Genomic DNA, 18,064 nt, shown 5'->3' with positions numbered 1-18,064 from the left:
AGGGTCAGGCGGCGGTGGCGACCTGCGGCACCTGCGGTACGGCCCTCGGCCGGACCACCGCGTAGCCCTGCCCTGGCACCGCCCGCAGGCCCTGGTCGCGGCCGAACAGGACCGGGGTGAGCGGCAGTTCGACGTGGTAGCAGGAGACCGAGGACGGCACGTCCAGCAGGCTCGGGGTGTCCAGGAAGAACGGCAGCTCAGCGGCTATGTAAGCCACCCCGGCGGCCAGTTGGTCCGCCGAGGGCGCCTCGCCCTCCGGCAGCCTGGCGGCCAGGAAGCCGGCCGCCATCCCCTCGGTGGCCAGCCGGAAGTCCTCGTCCTCGGCCAGCGCACCGGCCACCTCGCCGGACAGCCGCCGGTACGCCGCGGTGTCCGCGAACTCGGACAGCGCGTGCACCCCGACCCTGGACCGGCCGGCCAGTTCGACCCCGCGCTCGATCCGCCGCCGGGTGGTCTTGGTCTCCTTGGCCGCCCGGCGACGGGCCTGGTCGGCCGGATAGCCGAACGCGGCGAACTGGGTGTCCACGTGCAGGTCTGCGTGGACCACATCCACCGAGTCGAAGAACTGGCGCCCCCAGCGCACGAGTTGGGCGATCCGTAGATGGCTGAAGTAGCTGTTGCCCGGGCTGACCCCGATCAGCAGATGGTCGCCGCGCTGCCAGACCCGGTGGCAGCGGTCGGAGAACGGCAGCGCCTGGAAGGTACTGAAAGTGGTGCTCAGAAGTGTTTCGGTCATGCCGCAGCTCCGCGTCGCAGGACTGAGTACAGGGAAGTGGTGTCGACACCAAGGGAGTTCGTGCCAGAGAGGCGAAAGGAGAGGCCACGCCGGATGACGGCGGGTTCACTACTCCCTCGCGCCGCGAGTCCCGAGGAGCCGTGTGCTCCCGGTGTGGCGGCGGCTACTAGAAGTTACCGCTGCGCTCCGACTGATCCGCAACCATGACCGGGTGGTTGGCGAGAATCCGCCGCAGTGCGGCTGAAAACGACTGGACAGCACCGAGAAGGTATGTCCACGGAGCCTTTCCGAAAAGGCCCCGGAAATACCCACGGGGCGCCCTGCGGTCGCGCTTTCCTACGAATTCTGACAGCCGGAGCGGGAATCCGGCTGTCAGATCCGCCAACTGCTTTCTCAGTCCGCGAACTTGGCGCTGGTGATCTTGTCACCGGCCCTGAGCTGCTGCGCCACGTCCAGACCCTGGGTGACCCGGCCGAAGACGGCGTAGTTCATGTCGAGAAAAGCCGCCGGGCCGAGCGTGATGTAGAACTGGCTGGAAGCGCTGTTCGGGTTCTGGCTGCGGGCCATCGAGAGTGCGCCCGCTTCGCCGTGCTTGAGTCCGGGTGAGACCTCCAGCTTGATGGTCCGCTCCCGCTTGGTCGCCGGGTCGATGAATCCGCCGGTGCCGTTACCCAGCGGGTCACCGCCCTGGATCACGAAACCCGGCTCGTAGCGGTGGAACTTCAGCCCGTCGTAGAAGCCCCGCTCGACCAGGTCGGCGAAGTTCCCGGCCGTGATCGGAGCCTTGTCCTCGTACAGCTCGACCGTGATCGTGCCTTTGGTGGTCTCGATCACCACGGTTCGGTTTGCCACTGTTGACCGCCTGTCCTGACTTGTAGGGTTGTCCTGATTTTTCACCCTACGTCACCCTTCTTCGCCGCCACGGTCTCTGACGCGCTGTCCGGCCACCTGCACCGCGGCCAGCAGGGCTTCGGTGTCCGCCAGGGTGGCGTGCGGGTTGAGCAGGGTGAGCTTGAGCCGGACCCGGCCGGGGCCCTCGCCCGGCAGTTCGGTCCGGCCGACCACGGCCCGGCCGGACCGGAGCAGCTCGCGGCGCAGCTCCGCGTTCAGCCGGTCCAGCTCGGCCGGTCCGGCCCCGGCCGGGCGGTAGCAGAACACCACCGTGCTGAGCACCGGCGCACAGTGCAGCTCCAGGTCCCCGGCGGCCTCGACCGCCCCGGCGGTGGCCAGCGCCAGGTCGTGGCAGGCGTCGACCAGTGCGCCCAGGCCCTTGCGGCCCAGCGTCCGCAGGGTGACCAGCAGTTTGAACGCGTCGGCCCGGCGGGTGGTGCGCAGCGAGCGGCCGAGCAGGCTCGGGTAGCCGGCCTGCTCGTCGTCGGCCGGGTTGAGGTACGCCGCCCGCCGGGCCAGCGACCCGTACGACTCGGCCCGGCGGACCAGGAAGACCCCGGCGGCGGCCGGCTGCCAGCCGAACTTGTGCCAGTCCAGCGAGACCGAGTCGGCCCGGGCGATGCCGTCCAGCAGCGGGGCCAGCCGGTCGCTCAGCAGCGCTCCGCCGCCGTACGCGGCGTCCACGTGCAGCCAGGCACCGTACTCGGCGGCCAGCTCGGCGGCCCGGTGCAGCGGGTCGACGGCGCCGGTGTCGGTGGTACCCGCGGTGGCCACCACCGCGATCGGCCGCTGCCCGGCGTGGACGGCGGCGCGCAGCTCCTCGGCCAGCGCGTCCGGCTCCATCCGCAGCTCGCGGTCGACCCGGACGGTGCGGACCGCCCGTTCACCCAGGCCGAGCAGGGCGGCCGCGCGCTGGACCGAGAAGTGCGCCGCCTCGGAGGCCAGGATCACCGGGCGGACGCCGGGCGGCAGGCCGTGCAGTTCGACCTCGCCGCCCAGCACCTGATCCCGCGCCAGCAGCAGGCCCATCAGGTTGGACTCGGTGCCGCCCGTGGTCAGCACCCCGGCGGCGAGTGCCGGGTCGAAGCCGACCAGCCCGGCCAGCTCGGCGATCAGGGCGGTCTCCATCCCGGTGGCCGCCGGCGCCTGGTCCCAGGAGTCGAGCGAGGGGTTGAGGGCGCTGACCGCGAGGTCGGCGGCGACCGCGACGGCGAGCGGCGGGCAGTGCAGGTGCGCCGCGCAGGCCGGGTCGGCGGGGTCGGCGGTGCCGAAGGCGAGGAACTCGGTGAGGCGGAGCAGGGCGTCCTGGTCGTGCTGGATGGCGAGCGCCAACCTGGTCTGACCGGCGATCAGCTCGGGGCCGCCGGCCGGCAGCGGGCCGCCCCGGTGCGCGGCGCCGACCTCCAGCGCGGTCAGCACCAGCTCGAGCAGCGGGCGCAGCGCCGCCGGGCGGGCCAGCTCTCCCGAGCTGCCCGTCATCGGGACGCGGCCTCGATCGCGTCGGCGAGCCGCTCCAGGACCGCCTCGACCTGTTCGTCGGTGACGGTGAGCGGGGGCAGCAGCCGGAGCACCGCGTCGTGGCGGCCGCCGAGTTCGACGATCAGGCCGCGATGCAGGCAGGCCGCCCGGACCCGGCGGGCCAGCTCGGGATTCATCAGGCCCCGGCCCCGGACGTCGCCGATCACCGGCAGCCGTCCCTTGAGCGCGTCCAGACGGCCCGTCAGCCGGGCTCCGAGCAGGTCGGCCCTGGCCGGTAGATCGTGTTCGGCGACGTACCGCAGGGTGGCCGTGCCCGCCGCCATCGCCAGCGTGTTGCCCCGGAAGGTGCCGGTGTGCGCGCCGGGCAGCCAGCCGTCGTACTCCTCACGGTAGACCACCACCGCGAGCGGCAGGCTGCCGCCGATCGCCTTGGACAGCACCATCGCGTCCGGCACGATCCCGCTGTGCTCGACCGCCCACATCGCGCCGGTCCGGCCGACGCCGGTCTGCACCTCGTCCACGATCAGCGGGATGCCGCGTTCGGCGGTGATCCGGCGCATCTCGCGCAGCCAGCCGTCCGGCGCGGGCACCACTCCGCCCTCTCCCTGGACCACCTCCAGGATCATCGCGGCCGGCGGCAGCACGCCCCCTGACGGGTCGTCGAGCAGCCGCTCCACGTACGTCGCGGACAGCTCGGCCCCGCGCGCGCCCTCGCCGAACGGGCAGCGGTAGGCGTACGGGTAGGGCAGCCGGGTCACCTCTCCCCCGCTGGGCAGCGGCGACTTGACGTCGACGGCGCCGGTGACGGCCAGCGCCCCGGCGGTCATGCCGTGGTACGCGCCGGTGAACGCGAGCGCGCCCCGGCGGCCGGTGGCGGTCTGCATCAGCTTGAGCGCCGCCTCGACCGCGTCGGTGCCGGCCGGTCCGCAGAAGTGCACCCGGGAACGGTCGCCGAAGCCGGGCGGCAGGCTCTCGAACAGCGCGGTGGTGAAGTCGTCCTTCTCGGCGGTGGCCAGGTCGAGCAGGTGCAGCGGTGCGCCGCTGTCCAGGGTGCGGCGGATCGCGGTGAGCACCGTCGGGTGGTTGTGGCCGAGCGCCAGCGTCCCGGCGCCGGACAGACAGTCCAGATAGCGGCGGCCGTCCGCGCCCTCCACCGTCATCCCGTGGGCCCGGACCGGCACGATCGGGAAGGAACGGGCGTAGGTGCGGGCAGCCGACTCGCGGATGCGCTGACGGCGCAGGATCGCGTCGCCGGCCGAGGGGGCGGCGGTGAGGGCCAAGGCAGACTCCCTTGAGTTAGGTAAGCCTAACTTTACTCGCCTGGAATCCCCTGCTCCGCATCGGGCCCGCTTTCCACTCGTCCGAGTGAACCCGACACTCCATCAACGAGTGAGGCCGACAGGGGAAACGGGCCGTGCCATGGTGAACGGATGCGGAAGATCATCCTGTTCGTGGGCATCTCCCTGGACGGCTACATCGAGCGCCCGGACCGCGACATCAGCTGGCACCGGGTGGACGACGAGCTGCACCAGCACATGAACGACGAACTGCGCACCAAGGGCGGTTTCCTGAGCGGGCGGGTCACCTGGCAGCTGATGGCCGACTACTGGCCGACCGCCGACGCCGACCCCTCGGTGAGCGGGCCGACGGCGGAGTTCGCGGGCATCTGGCGGGAGATGCCGAAGACCGTCTACTCCCGGACCCTCACCCACGCCGGCTGGAACACCGAGATCGCCCGCGAGGTCGACCCGGCCGAGGTGCGGGCGCTCACGGCCCGGCCCGGCGGCGATCTGGTGCTCAGCGGCGCCGAGTTGGCCACCGCGTTCGCGCAGCACGGCCTGATCGACGAGTACCGGATCTACGTCCACCCGGTCCTGATCGGGCGGGGCAAGCCGCTCTTCCCGCCCGCCGACCGCACGGTGGACCTGGAGCTGATCGAGAGCCGGACCTTCGGCAACGGGGTCGCCCTGCTCCACTACCGGAAGGTCCCCGCACCGTAGGCTGCGGGCATGTCGTACGAAGCCGAACTGGCCGCCACCCGTGAGTTCTTCGCCGCCCGCGCCGACACCTGGGACTCCAAGTACCCGGACGACAGCCCGCGCTACGCCGCCGCGATCGCCGAACTCGGCCTGGCCTCAGGTGCGTTCGTACTCGACGCGGGCTGCGGGACCGGCCGGGCGCTGCCGCTGCTCCGTGACGCCGTCGGCCCGTCCGGGACCGTACTCGGCATCGACGTGACCCCCGAGATGGTGGCCCGGGCCCAGGCCCACTCCGGCGTGGCCGCCGTCGCACTGGCCGACTGCGCGCACCTCCCGCTGCCCGACGGGACGGCCGACCTGGTCTTCGCGGCCGGCCTGGTCAACCACCTCCCCGACCCCGCCCTCGGCCTGCGCGAACTGGCCCGGGTCACCCGCCCGTCCGGCCGCCTCGCCCTCTTCCACCCGATCGGCCGCGCCGTCCTGGCCGCCCGCCACGGCCGCGAACTCACCCCCGACGACCGCCGCGCCGAGCCAAACCTCCGCCCCCTGCTGGCCGCCAACGGCTGGCACCTGGTGAGCTACACCGACACCGACGACCGCTACCTTGCCGTGGCAGAGCGGGCACTCTGAACGGTCACCAGGCCGGACTCGTAGGCGAGGACCACGAGTTGGGCCCGGTCGCGGGCATGGAGCTTGGTCATCGCCCGGTTGATGTGGGTCTTCGCGGTCATCGGGCTGATCACCATGCGGCCCGCGATCTCGTCGTTGGACAGGCCCTGCGCGACCAGGACGACAGCCTCGCGTTCACGGCCGGTCAACTCGGCCAGCCCCGGGCCGGCGTCGGTGGGGAGCGGTCGGCTGACGTACCGGTCGATCAGCCTGCGGGTGATCGACGGTGCCAGCAGGGCATCACCCCGCGCGGCGACGCGTACGGCGTGCAGGAAGTCCTCCGGGAGGATGTCCTTGACGAGGAACCCTGCGGCCCCGGCGCGCAGCGCGTTGAAGACGTGTTCGTCCAGGCCGTAGTTGGTCAGGATGACGACATGCACCTGGGCCAGGGCCGGGTCCGCGGCGATCCGCCGGGTCGCCTCGATGCCGTCCATGACCGGCATCTGGATGTCGATGATCGCGATGTCGGGCAGGTGCTCCCTGGCGCGCTCCAGAGCCTGCTGCCCGTCGGCCGCCTCGGCCACCACCTCGATGTCGTCCTCCAGATCGAGGAAAGCGCGGAATCCGCTGCGGATGAGCGGCTGGTCGTCGACCAGCAGGACACGGATCATGACGCTCGTTCCACGGGGAGTTCGGCCTGGACGGTGAAGCCGCCCTCGCTGCGGGGTGCCGCCCGCAGGTGACCACCGAGAGCGGTCACGCGTTCGCGCATCCCGAGCAGCCCGATGCCGGGCTTCGAGGCGTTGTCCGGGGTGGCCCTGCCGTCGTCGTCGACCCGTAGCGCGAGGGAGTCCGACCGGTAGTCGATCCGGACCGACGCCGTGGTGGCCGCGGCGTGCCGGGCGATGTTGGTCAGCGACTCCTGGACGATCCGGTACGCGGTCCGGCCCACCGCGGCCGGCACGTCCTGCCGCTGTCCCTCGATCGTCAGCGTCGCCGCCAGGCCGGTCCGGCCGGCCCGATCCATCAACTCCGGGATGTGGTCCAGCCCGTGCGGCGGGGTGGTGTCGTCGTCGCGCAGTGCCTCCAGGGTCGCCCGCAGCTCCCGGGCCGCCTCCCGCCCGGCCTCCCGGATCGCCAGCAGCGCCTCCGGCACCGGTTCACCCCGCTTGCGGGCCACGTGGACAGCGGCTTCGGACTGCACCTTGATGACCGAAATCTGATGGGTCAGCGAATCGTGCAACTCCCGTGCGATGTGCAGGCGTTCCTCGTCCGCACGGCGTCGCGCCGTCTCCTCGCGGGTGCGCTCGGCTTCGTCCGCCCGCCGCTCGGCCTGCCGCAGCGCTTCCCCCGCAGCGCCGGCGGCGATCAGCCAGGCCAGTTCGAGGGCGCCTCGGGCCTGCGCGCCTCTCCCATGTCGCGCAGGCCCGAGGCCAGAGCGGCGAAGGGGAGAGCGGCGATCATGGTCACGCTCGCCACCACCGTGACGGTGCGGTGTCCCGCCCGGACGGCTGCGTACACCGCGAACAGGTACCCGACGACAGGCACGTCGAACCCGACCGCCTGGTACCCCACCGCGCACAGCCCGGTGACGGCAAGGACGGGGACCGGAGCCCGGCGGCCGACGGCCAGCGCCAGGCCACCGACCGTCAGCAACGCGTAGCCGAGCAGATCGAGGTCGGTGCCGGAGTGCTCCCCGGACAGCCCGCCGACCAGCAGCGTCGCTGCCACTCCCACGGCGATCGCCCAGTCCCTGACCCCGGCGCGAACACTGAACCGTTCTCTGCTCATTGGCGCACCCTAGCCGTACGCCGGCACGGGCGAGTCCCGCTCACGGAGGAGGGGAGGACTACCACGCACGCGGTAGCTCCACGGCTTCCCACCGCGTCCGCCGTAGCAGGCTGCGCCATCGGCGGCAGGGCAAAGTGCCTGCGCCCGCTGGACGACTGACGGTGGGTCCGGCAGACATGCTCGGGTGATCCAGTTCCCGTGAGAGAAGGAGCACCACATGTCAGTCCGTACCGTGCTTGCCGTGGCCGGAGCCACCCTGATCGGTGTTCTCGCGCTCGCCGAACCGGCGGCCGCGGACCCCTCGGTCCATCCGGTCGCCGCAAGCGTCTACACCCTGAGCGTCGGCCGCATCGGAGCCTCCCTGGCCGCGCTGGTCGGCCTCCTCGGCGCGGTCAACGGCGGCCTGGTCCTGGCCCGCCCCACCGGTAGCGGTCGCATCGGCAGTTGGGCCCGGCGGAAGGGGGCTGTCACAGCCCTCGTGGCGGGACTGATCGCCGTGGTCGTCGGCGGGGCAGTCGCGGCAACCGCCGACGGCGGTCTCGGCACCGGCAACGGGCTGGGCGGCGCCTACGTCGCCGTACTGGTGGGCCTGATCAGCACGACGCTCGCCGTGATCGCCCTGACCCGCCCCCGCCGCACCGGCTTACGATTACTATGTGCAGCCCGTGCTCACCAGCGTGTACGTCACCACTGCGGTCGAGCGGCAGTTGGAGCGCGATCGCCTGGCCGAACTGGTGGCGGAGCACGTTCGCCACCACGGCGAGATCCCCGAACCGGCCCGAGCACAAGCCGCAGCGGAGGCCGAGGAAGCCGAGCGGAGGTCCGCCCAGTGGCTCGCCGAACAGCGGCAAGACGACGCTCCGGCGAGCTGATTCCCGGGACCCTCATGCTCGCTCGCCACGTTCTGGTCGCTGTCCGAGCTCTACCGCCCGGTGCGCCAGCGGTAGTTGAGCTCCGGGCGGCCGACCTGGCCGTACTGGGGTTCGCGGTCGGCGAGGCCGGTGGTGACCAGGTGTTCGAGGTAGCGGCGGGCGGTGATCCGGGAGACGCCGGTGGCGGTGGCGGCTGCGGTGGCGGACACGCCGTCAGGGGCGGTGCGCAGCACGGTGGCCAGGGTGTCGAGGGTGGCGGCGCTGAGGCCCTTGGGGAGGGCGGAGCGGTCGGGGGTGCGGAGGGCGGCGAAGGCCTGGTCGACCTCGTCCTGGCCGGTGGCGTCGCCGGTCCGGCCGAGGGTGGAGCGGTAGCGGGCGTAGCGGTCCAGGCGATCGTGCAGGGCGGCCGCACCGAAAGGCTTCAGCAGGTACTGGACCACCCCGGCCGAGACGGCCTGCCGGACGGTGGCCAGCTCGCGCGCCGAGGTGACGGCGATGATGTCGGCGGAGTGCCCGGCGGCGCGCAGCGTACGGAGCAGCTGGAGGCCGTGGCCGTCGGGCAGGTGGAGGTCGAGCAGCAGCAGGTCCACGGGGGTTCCGGCGGTACGGGAGCGGTCCAGCAGGCGCAGCGCCTCGGTGCAGGTGTGTGCGGTGCCCGCGGCGGCGAAGCCCGGGGTGCGCTGGACGTAGAGGGTATGGGCGGCGGCGGCCACCGGGTCGTCCTCCACGACGAGGACCGAGATCATCGGACCGCCTCCCGCTGGAGCGGCAGCCGGACGGTGAGCACCGCGCCGTCCGAGCGGCCGACCTGCACCGTCCCGCCGTTGCGCCGGGCGGTTTGCTGGACCAGGGCGAGGCCCAGTCCCCGGCCGCCCTCGGCCGCCTTGGTGGTCCAGCCCCGGCCGAACACCTCGGCGGCGGCGTCCGGTTCGATGCCGGCCCCGGAGTCGGCGACCCGGAGCAGCAGTTCGGAGCCGTCCACCCGGGCGGTGACGGTGACTTCGGGGGCGCGGGCGGCGGCGTTCTCGATCGCGGCGTCCACCGCGTTGTCCACCAGGTTGCCGAGCACGGTGACCAGGTCGCGCGGGGTGAGGCCGGGTGGCAGTACGCCGTCGTCGATCCGGCTGTCCTCGGTCAGGGTCAACTCGACGCCGCGTTCGGCGGCTTGGGCGGTCTTGCCGAGCAGCAGGGCGGCCAGCACCGGTTCGCCGACCGCCGCCACCACCCGGTCGGTGAGCTGCTGGGCGAGTTCGAGTTCGGCGGTGGCGAAGTCCACCGCCTCGCGGTGGCGGCCGAGTTCGATCAGCGAGACCACCGTGTGCAGCCGGTTGGCGGCCTCGTGCGCCTGCGCGCCGAGCGCCTCGGCGAAGCCTCGTACCGAGTCCAACTCACCGACCAGTCCCTGGAGTTCGGTGTGGTCCCGGAGGGTCACCACGGTGCCGAGACCGGGCCCGACCGCCGAGGTGTTCAGCACCACCACCCGCTCCGCGGTCAGGTGCAGCTCGTCCCGGACCGGTTCAGCCGAGCCGAGTGCCCGGACCAGCGAGGGCGGCAGGCCGAGCGAGCGGACCGGTACGCCGGCCAACTCGCCCGACAGGCCCAGCAGTTCGCGGGCCGCGTCGTTGCAGAGCACCACCCGGCCGGCACCGTCCAGCAGCACCAGGCCCTCCCGGACGGAGTGCAGGGTGGCCTGGTGGTAGTCGTACAGGTGGCTCAGCTGCGCGGCCCCCATGCCGTGGGTGTGCCGTCGCAGCCGGGCGTTGGCCAGGTAGGTGGCCGCCCCGCCGAGCAGCAGCGCGCCGAACGCGACTCCGCTGAGCGCGATCAGCGGACCGCGTAGCTGGGTGCTGATCGACTGCACCGTGATGCCCGCGCTGACCATCCCGACCACCCGGCCGCCGTCCAGCACCGGGGCCACCACGCGGACCGAGGGGCCGAGCGTGCCGGTGTACGTCTCGGTGAACACCCGGCCCGCCAGCGCCTGTTCGGTGTGCCCGAGGAAGGGGCGGCCGATCTGGGCGGGGTCGCGGTGGGCCCAGCGGATGCCGTCGGGGGCCATCACGGTGACGAAGTCGACCCCGGTGTCCTGGCGGACCCGCTCGGCGTACGGCTGGAGCACGGCGGACGGGTCGGGGCCGAGCGCGGCGTCCCGGACGCTCGGTGCGGCGGCCACCGATCGGGCCACGGCGGTCACCTGGCGGCGGGCGGCGTCCTCGGCCCGGCCTGTGGTGAACAGGTAGGCGAGCACCGCGCCCCCGGCCACCACCGCGGCCACGATGACCACCTGGAGCACGAAGAGCTGGCCCGCCAGGCTGCGTGCGCGGCGGCGCGGAGGGAGGTCGGGGTGCGCGTCCATTCCAGCCAGTGTGCCCTGCCGCCGCGCGGGGCGAGCCGGCCAGGCGGCATGAACTCTATGAACTCAAACGTGACCCTGGTCACTTCGGCGCCCATAGTCGGACCGACCCGTCCACCCCGGGCCGCAGCACCCGCAGGCGAAGGAGCCGCACCATGACGACCACAGCAGCCCAGAGACGGGACCGGACGCACTACCTCTATCTCGCGGTGATCGTCGCGGTGCTGGCCGGCATCGCGGTCGGCCTGGTCGCCCCCGGCGTCGCGGTGGACCTGAAGCCGATCGGCACCGGCTTCGTGAACCTGATCAAGATGATGATCAGCCCGGTGATCTTCTGCACCATCGTGCTCGGCATCGGTTCGGTCACCAAGGCGGCCAAGGTCGGCAGGGTCGGCGGTCTCGCACTGGGCTACTTCCTACTGATGTCCACCGTCGCGCTGGGCATCGGGCTGCTGGTCGGCAACCTGCTGGAGCCCGGATCCGGCCTGCACCTCACCCAGGCCCTCGCCAAGTCCGGCCACGCCCAGGCGACCGCCGGGCACGCCCAGGACACCACGGACTTCCTGCTCGGGATCATCCCGACCACCGTCTTCTCCGCGTTGACCGAGGGCAAGGTGCTGCAGACCCTGCTGGTCGCACTGCTCGCGGGCTTCGCGCTGCAGGCGATGGGCCCGGCCGGGAAGCCGGTGCTGCGCGGCATCGAGCACCTCCAGCGGCTGGTCTTCCGGGTGATGTCGATGATCATGTGGCTGGCGCCGGTCGGGGCCTTCGGCGCGATCGCCGCCGTGGTCGGTGCCACCGGCACCGCCGCGCTCAAGAGCCTCGCCGTGATCATGATCGGCTTCTACGTCACCTGCGCGCTCTTCGTCCTGCTGGTGCTCGGCGGACTGCTCCGGCTGGCCGCGGGGGTCAACATCTTCGCCCTGCTCCGCTACCTCGGCCGCGAGTTCCTCCTCATCCTCTCCACCTCCTCCTCCGAGAGCGCCCTCCCCCGCCTGATCGCCAAGATGGAGCACCTCGGCGTCAGCCGTCCCGTCGTCGGCATCACCGTCCCCACCGGCTACAGCTTCAACCTCGACGGCACCGCGATCTACCTGACGATGGCCTCGATCTTCATCTCCGAGGCCCTCGACAAGCCGATGGCGCTCGGCCAGCAGCTCGGTCTCCTCATCTTCATGATCATCGCCAGCAAGGGCGCAGCAGGCGTCACCGGCGCCGGCCTCGCCACCCTCGCCGGCGGCCTCCAGTCCCACCGCCCCGAACTCGTCGACGGCGTCGGCCTCATCGTCGGCATCGACCGCTTCATGTCCGAAGCCCGCGCGCTCACCAACTTCGCGGGCAACGCCGTCGCCACCGTGCTGATCGGCCACTGGACCAAGGAGCTCGACCGCGACCGGATGGACCAGGTCCTGACCGGCCGCCTCCCCTTCGACGAGACCACCCTGGTGGACAGTCACACCTCCACGGTCCCGGCCCAGCCGGACGCCCCCACCCTGGAGAAGACGCACTGACACCCCCTCAAGCCGCAGGCCCCCGCTCGGAGACCCCCCGGTCGAGCGGGGGTCTGCCTCGTCACGCGGCGGACCTGTCACTCAAGCCCCGTCGTAGACCGCCCCGCTCAGTGCCCAGGCCAGGCCGGTGGCCGGGTCCTCGAGGGCCAGGTGGACGAAGCGGAGTTCGTCGGCCGGTTCGTGCCAGGTGAAGCAGCGGAGGCGGGACACCAGGGTGTTCACCTCGGACGTGCCCGGTTCGCCGGTCATCGCGGCGAGCAGCCGCCAGACCGCGATCCGGCCTTGGGCGCTGCCCCGGGCCGGGCCGTCCGAGGCGGCCTGGAGCAGGGTGGGGTAGACAGCTCCGAACGGGAGGTAGCCGCCGGTGACCTGACGGCCCGTGGCCAGTTGGGCGGCGGCGGCCGGGCCGGAGCCGCGTACGCAGCGTGCGGTCGCCCAGGGGACGGCGGCGGCCAGCAGTCTGGTGGCCGCCAGCTCGCGGACCAGGGTGCCGGGCTCCGGCAGTTCGAGCGGCCCGAGGCCCTCCCGGCCGGCCGGGAGGGTGAGCAGGGAGCGCCGGGCGCCGCCGGTGCGCAGGTACTCGCGGACCCGGGCGCCCGGTTCCCAGCCCGCCAGCTCCCACGACTCCAGGGCGAGCGGGACGCCGTCCCGGTCCGGCTCGGCACCGTGGTCGAGCTCCTCGCCGAGCAGCACCCGGGTGTGCTGGACCAGCCGCCGGACCCGGGCGGGCCCCAGCAACGGGGCCAGCCGTCGCCAGGAGTGACGGGTCGCCAGCACCTCCCAGAGCGGCCCGGCATCGTGGTCGGCCACCGTCGCGGCGGCGCCGGGCCCGCCGTCCGGGTCGAACAGCCGGGCGGCCAGTTCCGGCGGCGCCCCGTACGCGATCAGGTGGCCGAGCGGTCCGGTCTCAGCCGCGCCCTGGGCCTCGCCGCGCAGCGCGGCACCGACCGCCCGGGACTCGCGGTAGAGCCCGAGCAGCTCGGGCCAGCGTTCCTCGTCGGCCAGGGTGCGCAGCGTGCGGCACTCGTAGGTGATCACATTTTCAGCGTACGACTCGTGACGCTCCGTCAGCGGAACGCCACGAGCGAGGTCTCGGCCGGCGCGCTCAGCCACCGACCTCGGCGAGCAGCCGGGCCGCGTGCACCCGGCCGGCATGCTCGACCAGGTTGATCAGCACCTCCTTGCCGGACTCCCTCCGCCGGGCGTCGCAGATCACCACGGGGGTGTCGGCGTCCAGGTCGAGGGCCCGAGACACCTCCTCGGGGCGGAACTCCCGGGTGCCCGCGAAGCGGTTCACCGCGACCACGAACGGGATGCCCCGGTGCTCGAAGAAGTCGACGGCCGGGAAGCAGTCGGTCAGCCGCCGGGTGTCGGCCAGCACCACCGCGCCCAGCGCGCCGGTGGCCAGCTCGTCCCAGAGGAACCAGAACCGGTCCTGCCCCGGGGTGCCGAACAGGTAGAGCGAGAGCCCCTCCCGGATGGTGATCCGGCCGAAGTCCATCGCCACCGTGGTGGTGGTCTTCTGCTCCACCCCGCCGAGGTCGTCCACTCCGGCCCCGGCCAGCGAGAGCTGCTCCTCGGTGCGCAGCGGCCGGATCTCGCTGACCGAGCCGACCATGGTGGTCTTGCCGACGCCGAAGCCCCCGGCGACCAGGATCTTCAGCGTCAACACCTGGCCGTCGTCGAAGCGTTCGGGATGTTCAGAGTGCGCGGAGTCCATTGATGACCTCACGGAGGATGTGCTCGTCGGGGAGCATGGCGGGCGGTACGGGGCGGCTGACCCGGATGAACTCGGCGTCCAGCAGGTCACCGAGCAGCACCCGGACCACCCCGAGCGGCAGGTCGGTCTCGGCGGCGATCTCGGCCACCGAGAGCGCGTTGTCCCGGCACAGGTCGAGGATCGCGCCGTGCTCGGGGCCGATCGGCAGGTCCGGGCTGTCCGGGACGTCGCTGACCACCAGGGCGATCAGGTCGAACTCCCGCCCGGTGGGCCTGGTCCGGCCCTTGGTGAGCGCGTACGGACGGACCATCGGCCCGGCCGCGCCGTCGTACCAGCGGGTGTGCTGCTCGGCCGGGGCCGGGAAGCCGAACGGGGACTCGGGCAGGTGGCGGCGTTGCGGGTAGGGCACCGGAATCACCTACCGACCGCGCTGCGCGGTGGCGTGTACAGGTGCTCACCGACCCGGCGGACCAGCCGGGCCATCTCGTAGGCGATCAGCCCGAGGTCGGCGTCGGAGTGCGCGAACACGGCCAGGCAGCTGCCCTCCCCGGCCGCCGCGACGAACAGGAAGCCGTGCTCCAACTCGACCATGGTCTGCCGGACTTCACCCGCCTCGAAGTGCCGCGCCGCCCCCTTCGCCAGACTGTGGAAGCCGGAGGCGACGGCGGCCAGGTGCTCGCCGTCCTCCCGGCCGATGCCGGCCGAGGTGCCGATCGCCAGGCCGTCGGCCGAGAGCATCACGGCGAATCTGATCTGGGCGACCCGGGAGACCAGCTCGTCGAGCAGCCAGTTGAACTCTCCCGAGCGCGGTGCGGGGCTGATCATCGGGGCTCTCCCTCGGTGGTGTCGACGGTGCGTTGGTTCTTGCCCCGGGCCCAGCCGCGCTGGTACGCGGACATCGCGGCGCGGGCCTCCTCCGGATTGCGGCCGAACCGGGGCGGACCGTCCGGGCGGGCCCGGGTCTGCGGGCGCTCCGGGGCCTCGCGCAGCTGCGGGGCCAGGCTGGCCTGCCGGACCCGGCGCGGCAGGTCGTCGTCCGCCTCAGGACCGAGCGACGGCGGCATGCTCGGCGGCGGCATCCTGGGCGGCGGCGGTGGCACGGAAGCCGGGGCGGTCGGGGCGACCGCCAGCCGGGGCGCCGGGAACGGGGTCGGCCGCAGCAGGCCCGAGCCGAACACCTCCGGGACCGGCGGCGGGGCCAGCTCGGTCCGCTCCGGCTCGGGGGCCGCGCGCTCCGAACGGGGGTTCTCCAGCAGCACGTTGGGCAGCAGCACGACGGCTGTGGTGCCGCCGTACGCGGAGGTCCGGAGCGAGACCCGGACGTCCTGGCGGCGGGCCAGCCGGCTGACCACGAACAGGCCGAGCCGGTCGCTGTCGAACAGGTCCACCTGCTGGGCGGCCTCGATCCGCCGGTTCGCGTCGGCCAGCGCCTCCTGGCCCATCCCCAGGCCCCGGTCCTCGATCTCCAGCGCGTAGCCGTTGCCGACCTGCTCGCCCCGGATGTGCACCTTGGTGTGCGGGGGCGAGAACCCGGTGGCGTTCTCCACCAGTTCGGCCACCAGGTGGGTCAGGTCGGCGACCGCCTGCCCGGCCACGGCGGCGAACGGCAGCCTGTGCACCTCGACCCGGGCGTACTCCTCGACCTCGGAGACCGCGGCCCGCACCACGTCCATCAGCGGCACCGGGTTGCGCCAACCCCGGCCCGGGGCCGCCCCGGAGAGGATGATCAGGCCCTCGGCGTGCCGCCGCATACGCGTCGTCAGGTGGTCCAGCCGGAACAGGTCCTCCAGCTCCTCGGGGTCCTCGGTACGCCGCTCCATGGTGTCCAGCAGGGTGAGCTGACGGTGCACCAGGACCTGGCTGCGCCGGGCCAGGTTGACGAAGACCCCGGAGACGCCGGAGAGCACCTCGGCCCGCTCGACCGCCGCCGTCACGGCCGCCCGCTGGACCGAGCCGAGCGCGCCGTGCACCTGCCCGATCTCGTCCTCGCCGTGCGGGCGCAGCGGCGCCTCGGTCTCCACGTCGATCTCCTCGCCCGCGCGCAACCGCCGCATGGTGCCCGGGAGTTTGCGCCCGGCCAGCTCCAGCGCGGAGTTCCGCAGCGCGATCAGTTCGGTCACCAGGCCCCGGCCGATCTGCACCGAGATCAGCAGCGAGGCGACCACCGCGAGCAGGCCGAGCAGCACGGCGGCGCCGGAGCTGCTGAACAGCCCGAGCGCGTACGGGCGGGCCTGCGCGGCGGCGGCCGTACCGGCGTTGGTCTCCACCGTGCGCAGGGTGCGGGCCACGTTGTCGGCGGCCACCGACCACTGCTCGGCGCTCACCGCGTCCACCGCGGCCCGGCCGTCCACGGCGGAGCGGACGGCGTCCTCGTACCGGAGCAGCCCGCGGTGGTCGGTGCCGTTGAAGACCGCGAGCAGCGCGGCGCGGTCTTCCGGGCGCAGGTCGGGCGCGGCGGTCTGCTCGAACAGTCGGCGGGCGTAGACGGCGGCGGCGAACTCGGCGCGCTGGGCGTCCAGCAGCGTCCCCGCGCGCTGGCCGGTGCGCAGCAACGCGTCCTCCCTGGCCAGCAGTTCGCGGGAGCGGGCGAACTCGAGCAGCACCCGGCCGTCCGAGGCGACCCGGTGGTCCTGCAGCCGGGTGGTCGCGCTGGTCACCTCGAGGGCGCGGTCGATCGCGGCGGTGTAGCCGGCATAGGTCTCGGCCCAGCTGACGGAACGTTCCGCCACCCGGCGGCGCAGCTCGGCCAGACCGCTGACGGCCGCGCCCAGCGCGTCCACCCGGTCGGCCGCCTCGGCGCCGAGCCCCCGGGCGTCGGCCCGGTTGTAGCCGGTGCCGATCCCGAGCGGGGCGACCGCCCGGTCGGTGGCCTCGGCGGCCTCCCGGAGCACCGCCTCCCGGCCGACCCCCGGTGCGGCCAACTGCTGTCCTGCGGCCACCCGTTCGGCCTGCAGGCCGGTCACGGTGGCGGCCACCGGGTCGAGCAGCTCGCTGTGCACCTCCTGGAGCCGCAGCAGGTCCCAGATCTGCTGCGCGGTGGTGACGGTGGCGAAGGACCAGAGGGCCATCACGGAGACCACCGGGACCATCAGCAGAGCGACGATCCTGGCGCGTACGGTGCGGGGGCGCAGCCGCCGCAGCAGCGCGTGCGCGGCGGGTCGTCGGGCGGCGGCGGCCTCTCGGGTGGCGGCCTCGTGAGTGGCGGCCTCCCGGGCGGGCGGGCCCGCGTGGGTTCCCATGTGGTCAGGGCCCTTTCGGTGGAATGTGGTGGACGGTGGCCGCGGTCAGGCCGCCCGGTCGAGCTCCTCGATCGCCAGCTGGCCCGCCTCGCGGTACGCGGCGCGCTCCTGGGCGGTCGGCGACAGCGCGACGAAGGCGGAGGTCAGGAACAGGAAGGAGCCCAGCCCGACCGCCAGCGGGAAGATGAACTGCATCGGCGTCGCCCCGCCCAACTCCACCCGGGACGGGTGCAGTTCGACCTGGACGGCGGCCATCCCGGTGTAGTGCATACAGCTCACCGCGATACCCATCACCAGCGAGGCGGCCGCGGCGGCGTACAGGTTGCGGATGGTGACGGCGGCCCAGAGCGCGGCGGTCGCCGCGCCGACCGCGATCAGCACCGAGAGCGCCACCGTGCCGAAGTCGTAGGCGATCACGCCGTGCAGGCGGACGGCCGCCATGCCGAGGTAGTGCATGGCCGCCACCCCGACCCCGGTGATCAGGCCGCCGAGCATCAGCGAGCGCCCACGGTGCCGCCCGTACGCCACGGCGAACACGCCGAGCCCGACCACCAGGACGGCGACCAGCAGGCTCAGGATGGTGAGCGGCACGTTGTAGCGCAGCTCGGTGCCGTCCACGGTGAAGCCGAACATCGCGACGAAGTGCATGGTCCAGATGCCCGAGCCGATCGCGGCGGCGGCGGTGATCAGCCAGTTCCGCCGCGACGAGCCGGTGGCGGAGAGCGCGCGAAGGGTGCAGCGCAGACCGAGCGCGGCGCCGACGCAGGCCATCACGTACGAGATGGCCGGGGTCGGCCAGCCGAAGCTGAAGTGGTCCAGGTGTCCCATCGGGCCTCCGAACGACTCGGGCAGCTGTCACTCGGACATATGCCAGTCGCCTGTGC

Annotated in this window: 17 protein-coding genes and 2 pseudogenes; 5 read left to right on the top strand and 14 right to left on the bottom strand. The window is 73.0% G+C overall.

Features of this window, described 5'->3' with window-relative positions:
- Positions 1-4: 4 nt before the first annotated feature.
- From ASC99_RS34460 to ASC99_RS34445, 4 genes are all read right to left on the bottom strand, one after another.
- Complete coding sequence (locus tag ASC99_RS34460) at positions 5-736, bottom strand: tRNA-dependent cyclodipeptide synthase (RefSeq protein WP_057239575.1); 732 nt, start codon at positions 734-736, stop codon at positions 5-7.
- A 393-nt stretch (positions 737-1,129) separates the two neighbouring features.
- Entirely contained in the window at positions 1,130-1,588 is a 459-nt protein-coding gene (locus ASC99_RS34455) for a peptidylprolyl isomerase (protein ID WP_057239573.1), read from the bottom strand.
- 51 nt (positions 1,589-1,639) lie between these two features.
- Entirely contained in the window at positions 1,640-3,106 is a 1,467-nt protein-coding gene (locus tag ASC99_RS34450) for a pyridoxal-dependent decarboxylase (protein WP_057239571.1), read from the bottom strand.
- The gene (locus tag ASC99_RS34445; RefSeq protein WP_057239568.1) at positions 3,103-4,386 is read right to left on the bottom strand and encodes a diaminobutyrate--2-oxoglutarate transaminase family protein; all 1,284 of its coding nucleotides are present in this window, start codon (positions 4,384-4,386) and stop codon (positions 3,103-3,105) included. The genes ASC99_RS34450 and ASC99_RS34445 overlap by 4 nt, the downstream gene beginning before the upstream one ends.
- Before the next feature lie 150 nt (positions 4,387-4,536).
- Between ASC99_RS34445 and ASC99_RS34440 the strand changes: the two genes are divergently transcribed.
- Together ASC99_RS34440 and ASC99_RS34435 are read left to right on the top strand one after the other, a co-directional pair.
- Entirely contained in the window at positions 4,537-5,106 is a 570-nt protein-coding gene (locus tag ASC99_RS34440) for a dihydrofolate reductase family protein (RefSeq protein WP_057239565.1), read from the top strand.
- Between the two features lie 9 nt (positions 5,107-5,115).
- Entirely contained in the window at positions 5,116-5,715 is a 600-nt protein-coding gene (locus tag ASC99_RS34435) for a class I SAM-dependent methyltransferase (RefSeq protein ID WP_057239564.1), read from the top strand.
- On the opposite strand, the gene ASC99_RS34430 is transcribed toward ASC99_RS34435, so the two are convergent.
- On the bottom strand, positions 5,685-6,365 hold the full coding sequence (locus ASC99_RS34430; RefSeq protein WP_057239562.1) for a response regulator transcription factor: 681 nt from the start codon (positions 6,363-6,365) through the stop codon (positions 5,685-5,687). The genes ASC99_RS34435 and ASC99_RS34430 overlap by 31 nt on opposite strands.
- Positions 6,362-7,485, bottom strand: a pseudogene (locus ASC99_RS34425) (histidine kinase). Before ASC99_RS34425 ends, ASC99_RS34430 begins: the two are co-directional and overlap by 4 nt.
- Before the next feature lie 217 nt (positions 7,486-7,702).
- Here ASC99_RS34425 and ASC99_RS41560 point away from each other — a divergent pair.
- Positions 7,703-8,116 (top strand): annotated as a pseudogene (locus ASC99_RS41560) (DUF6223 family protein); the annotation flags it as partial.
- A gap of 25 nt (positions 8,117-8,141) precedes the next feature.
- Positions 8,142-8,357: a hypothetical protein gene (locus ASC99_RS34420; RefSeq protein WP_057239560.1), complete on the top strand. Its 216-nt coding sequence runs from the start codon at positions 8,142-8,144 to the stop codon at positions 8,355-8,357.
- Between the two features lie 50 nt (positions 8,358-8,407).
- Here the strand turns inward: ASC99_RS34420 and ASC99_RS34415 are convergent, their stop codons facing one another.
- Together ASC99_RS34415 and ASC99_RS34410 are read right to left on the bottom strand one after the other, a co-directional pair.
- Positions 8,408-9,103, bottom strand: coding sequence for a response regulator (locus tag ASC99_RS34415; protein ID WP_057239558.1), 696 nt, complete (start codon positions 9,101-9,103; stop codon positions 8,408-8,410).
- Complete coding sequence (locus tag ASC99_RS34410) at positions 9,100-10,713, bottom strand: sensor histidine kinase (protein WP_057239556.1); 1,614 nt, start codon at positions 10,711-10,713, stop codon at positions 9,100-9,102. The genes ASC99_RS34415 and ASC99_RS34410 overlap by 4 nt, the downstream gene beginning before the upstream one ends.
- Positions 10,714-10,865: 152 nt before the next feature.
- Here ASC99_RS34410 and ASC99_RS34405 point away from each other — a divergent pair, with 152 nt between their 5' ends.
- Positions 10,866-12,221, top strand: a complete 1,356-nt coding sequence (locus ASC99_RS34405; RefSeq protein WP_057239554.1) for a cation:dicarboxylate symporter family transporter — start codon at positions 10,866-10,868, stop codon at positions 12,219-12,221.
- A gap of 81 nt (positions 12,222-12,302) precedes the next feature.
- On the opposite strand, the gene ASC99_RS34400 is transcribed toward ASC99_RS34405, so the two are convergent.
- From ASC99_RS34400 to ASC99_RS34375, 6 genes are all read right to left on the bottom strand, one after another.
- On the bottom strand, positions 12,303-13,259 hold the full coding sequence (locus tag ASC99_RS34400; protein WP_057239552.1) for a hypothetical protein: 957 nt from the start codon (positions 13,257-13,259) through the stop codon (positions 12,303-12,305).
- Positions 13,260-13,326: 67 nt separating this feature from the next.
- Entirely contained in the window at positions 13,327-13,941 is a 615-nt protein-coding gene (locus ASC99_RS34395; RefSeq protein ID WP_057239550.1) for an ATP/GTP-binding protein, read from the bottom strand.
- Positions 13,922-14,326, bottom strand: a complete 405-nt coding sequence (locus ASC99_RS34390) for a DUF742 domain-containing protein (protein WP_057240000.1) — start codon at positions 14,324-14,326, stop codon at positions 13,922-13,924. Before ASC99_RS34390 ends, ASC99_RS34395 begins: the two co-directional genes overlap by 20 nt.
- Before the next feature lie 29 nt (positions 14,327-14,355).
- Positions 14,356-14,766, bottom strand: coding sequence for a roadblock/LC7 domain-containing protein (locus ASC99_RS34385; RefSeq protein ID WP_057239549.1), 411 nt, complete (start codon positions 14,764-14,766; stop codon positions 14,356-14,358).
- Positions 14,763-17,180: an ATP-binding protein gene (locus ASC99_RS34380; RefSeq protein ID WP_057239547.1), complete on the bottom strand. Its 2,418-nt coding sequence runs from the start codon at positions 17,178-17,180 to the stop codon at positions 14,763-14,765. The genes ASC99_RS34385 and ASC99_RS34380 overlap by 4 nt, the downstream gene beginning before the upstream one ends.
- Before the next feature lie 45 nt (positions 17,181-17,225).
- Positions 17,226-18,008: an MHYT domain-containing protein gene (locus ASC99_RS34375; RefSeq protein WP_057239545.1), complete on the bottom strand. Its 783-nt coding sequence runs from the start codon at positions 18,006-18,008 to the stop codon at positions 17,226-17,228.
- Positions 18,009-18,064 lie beyond the last annotated feature (56 nt).

The organism is Kitasatospora sp. Root107 (assembly GCF_001424875.1).
Lineage (GTDB): Bacteria > Actinomycetota > Actinomycetes > Streptomycetales > Streptomycetaceae > Kitasatospora.
Note: the sequence above shows the minus strand (reverse complement) of the source record. Positions and strands in the feature narration are given on the sequence as shown.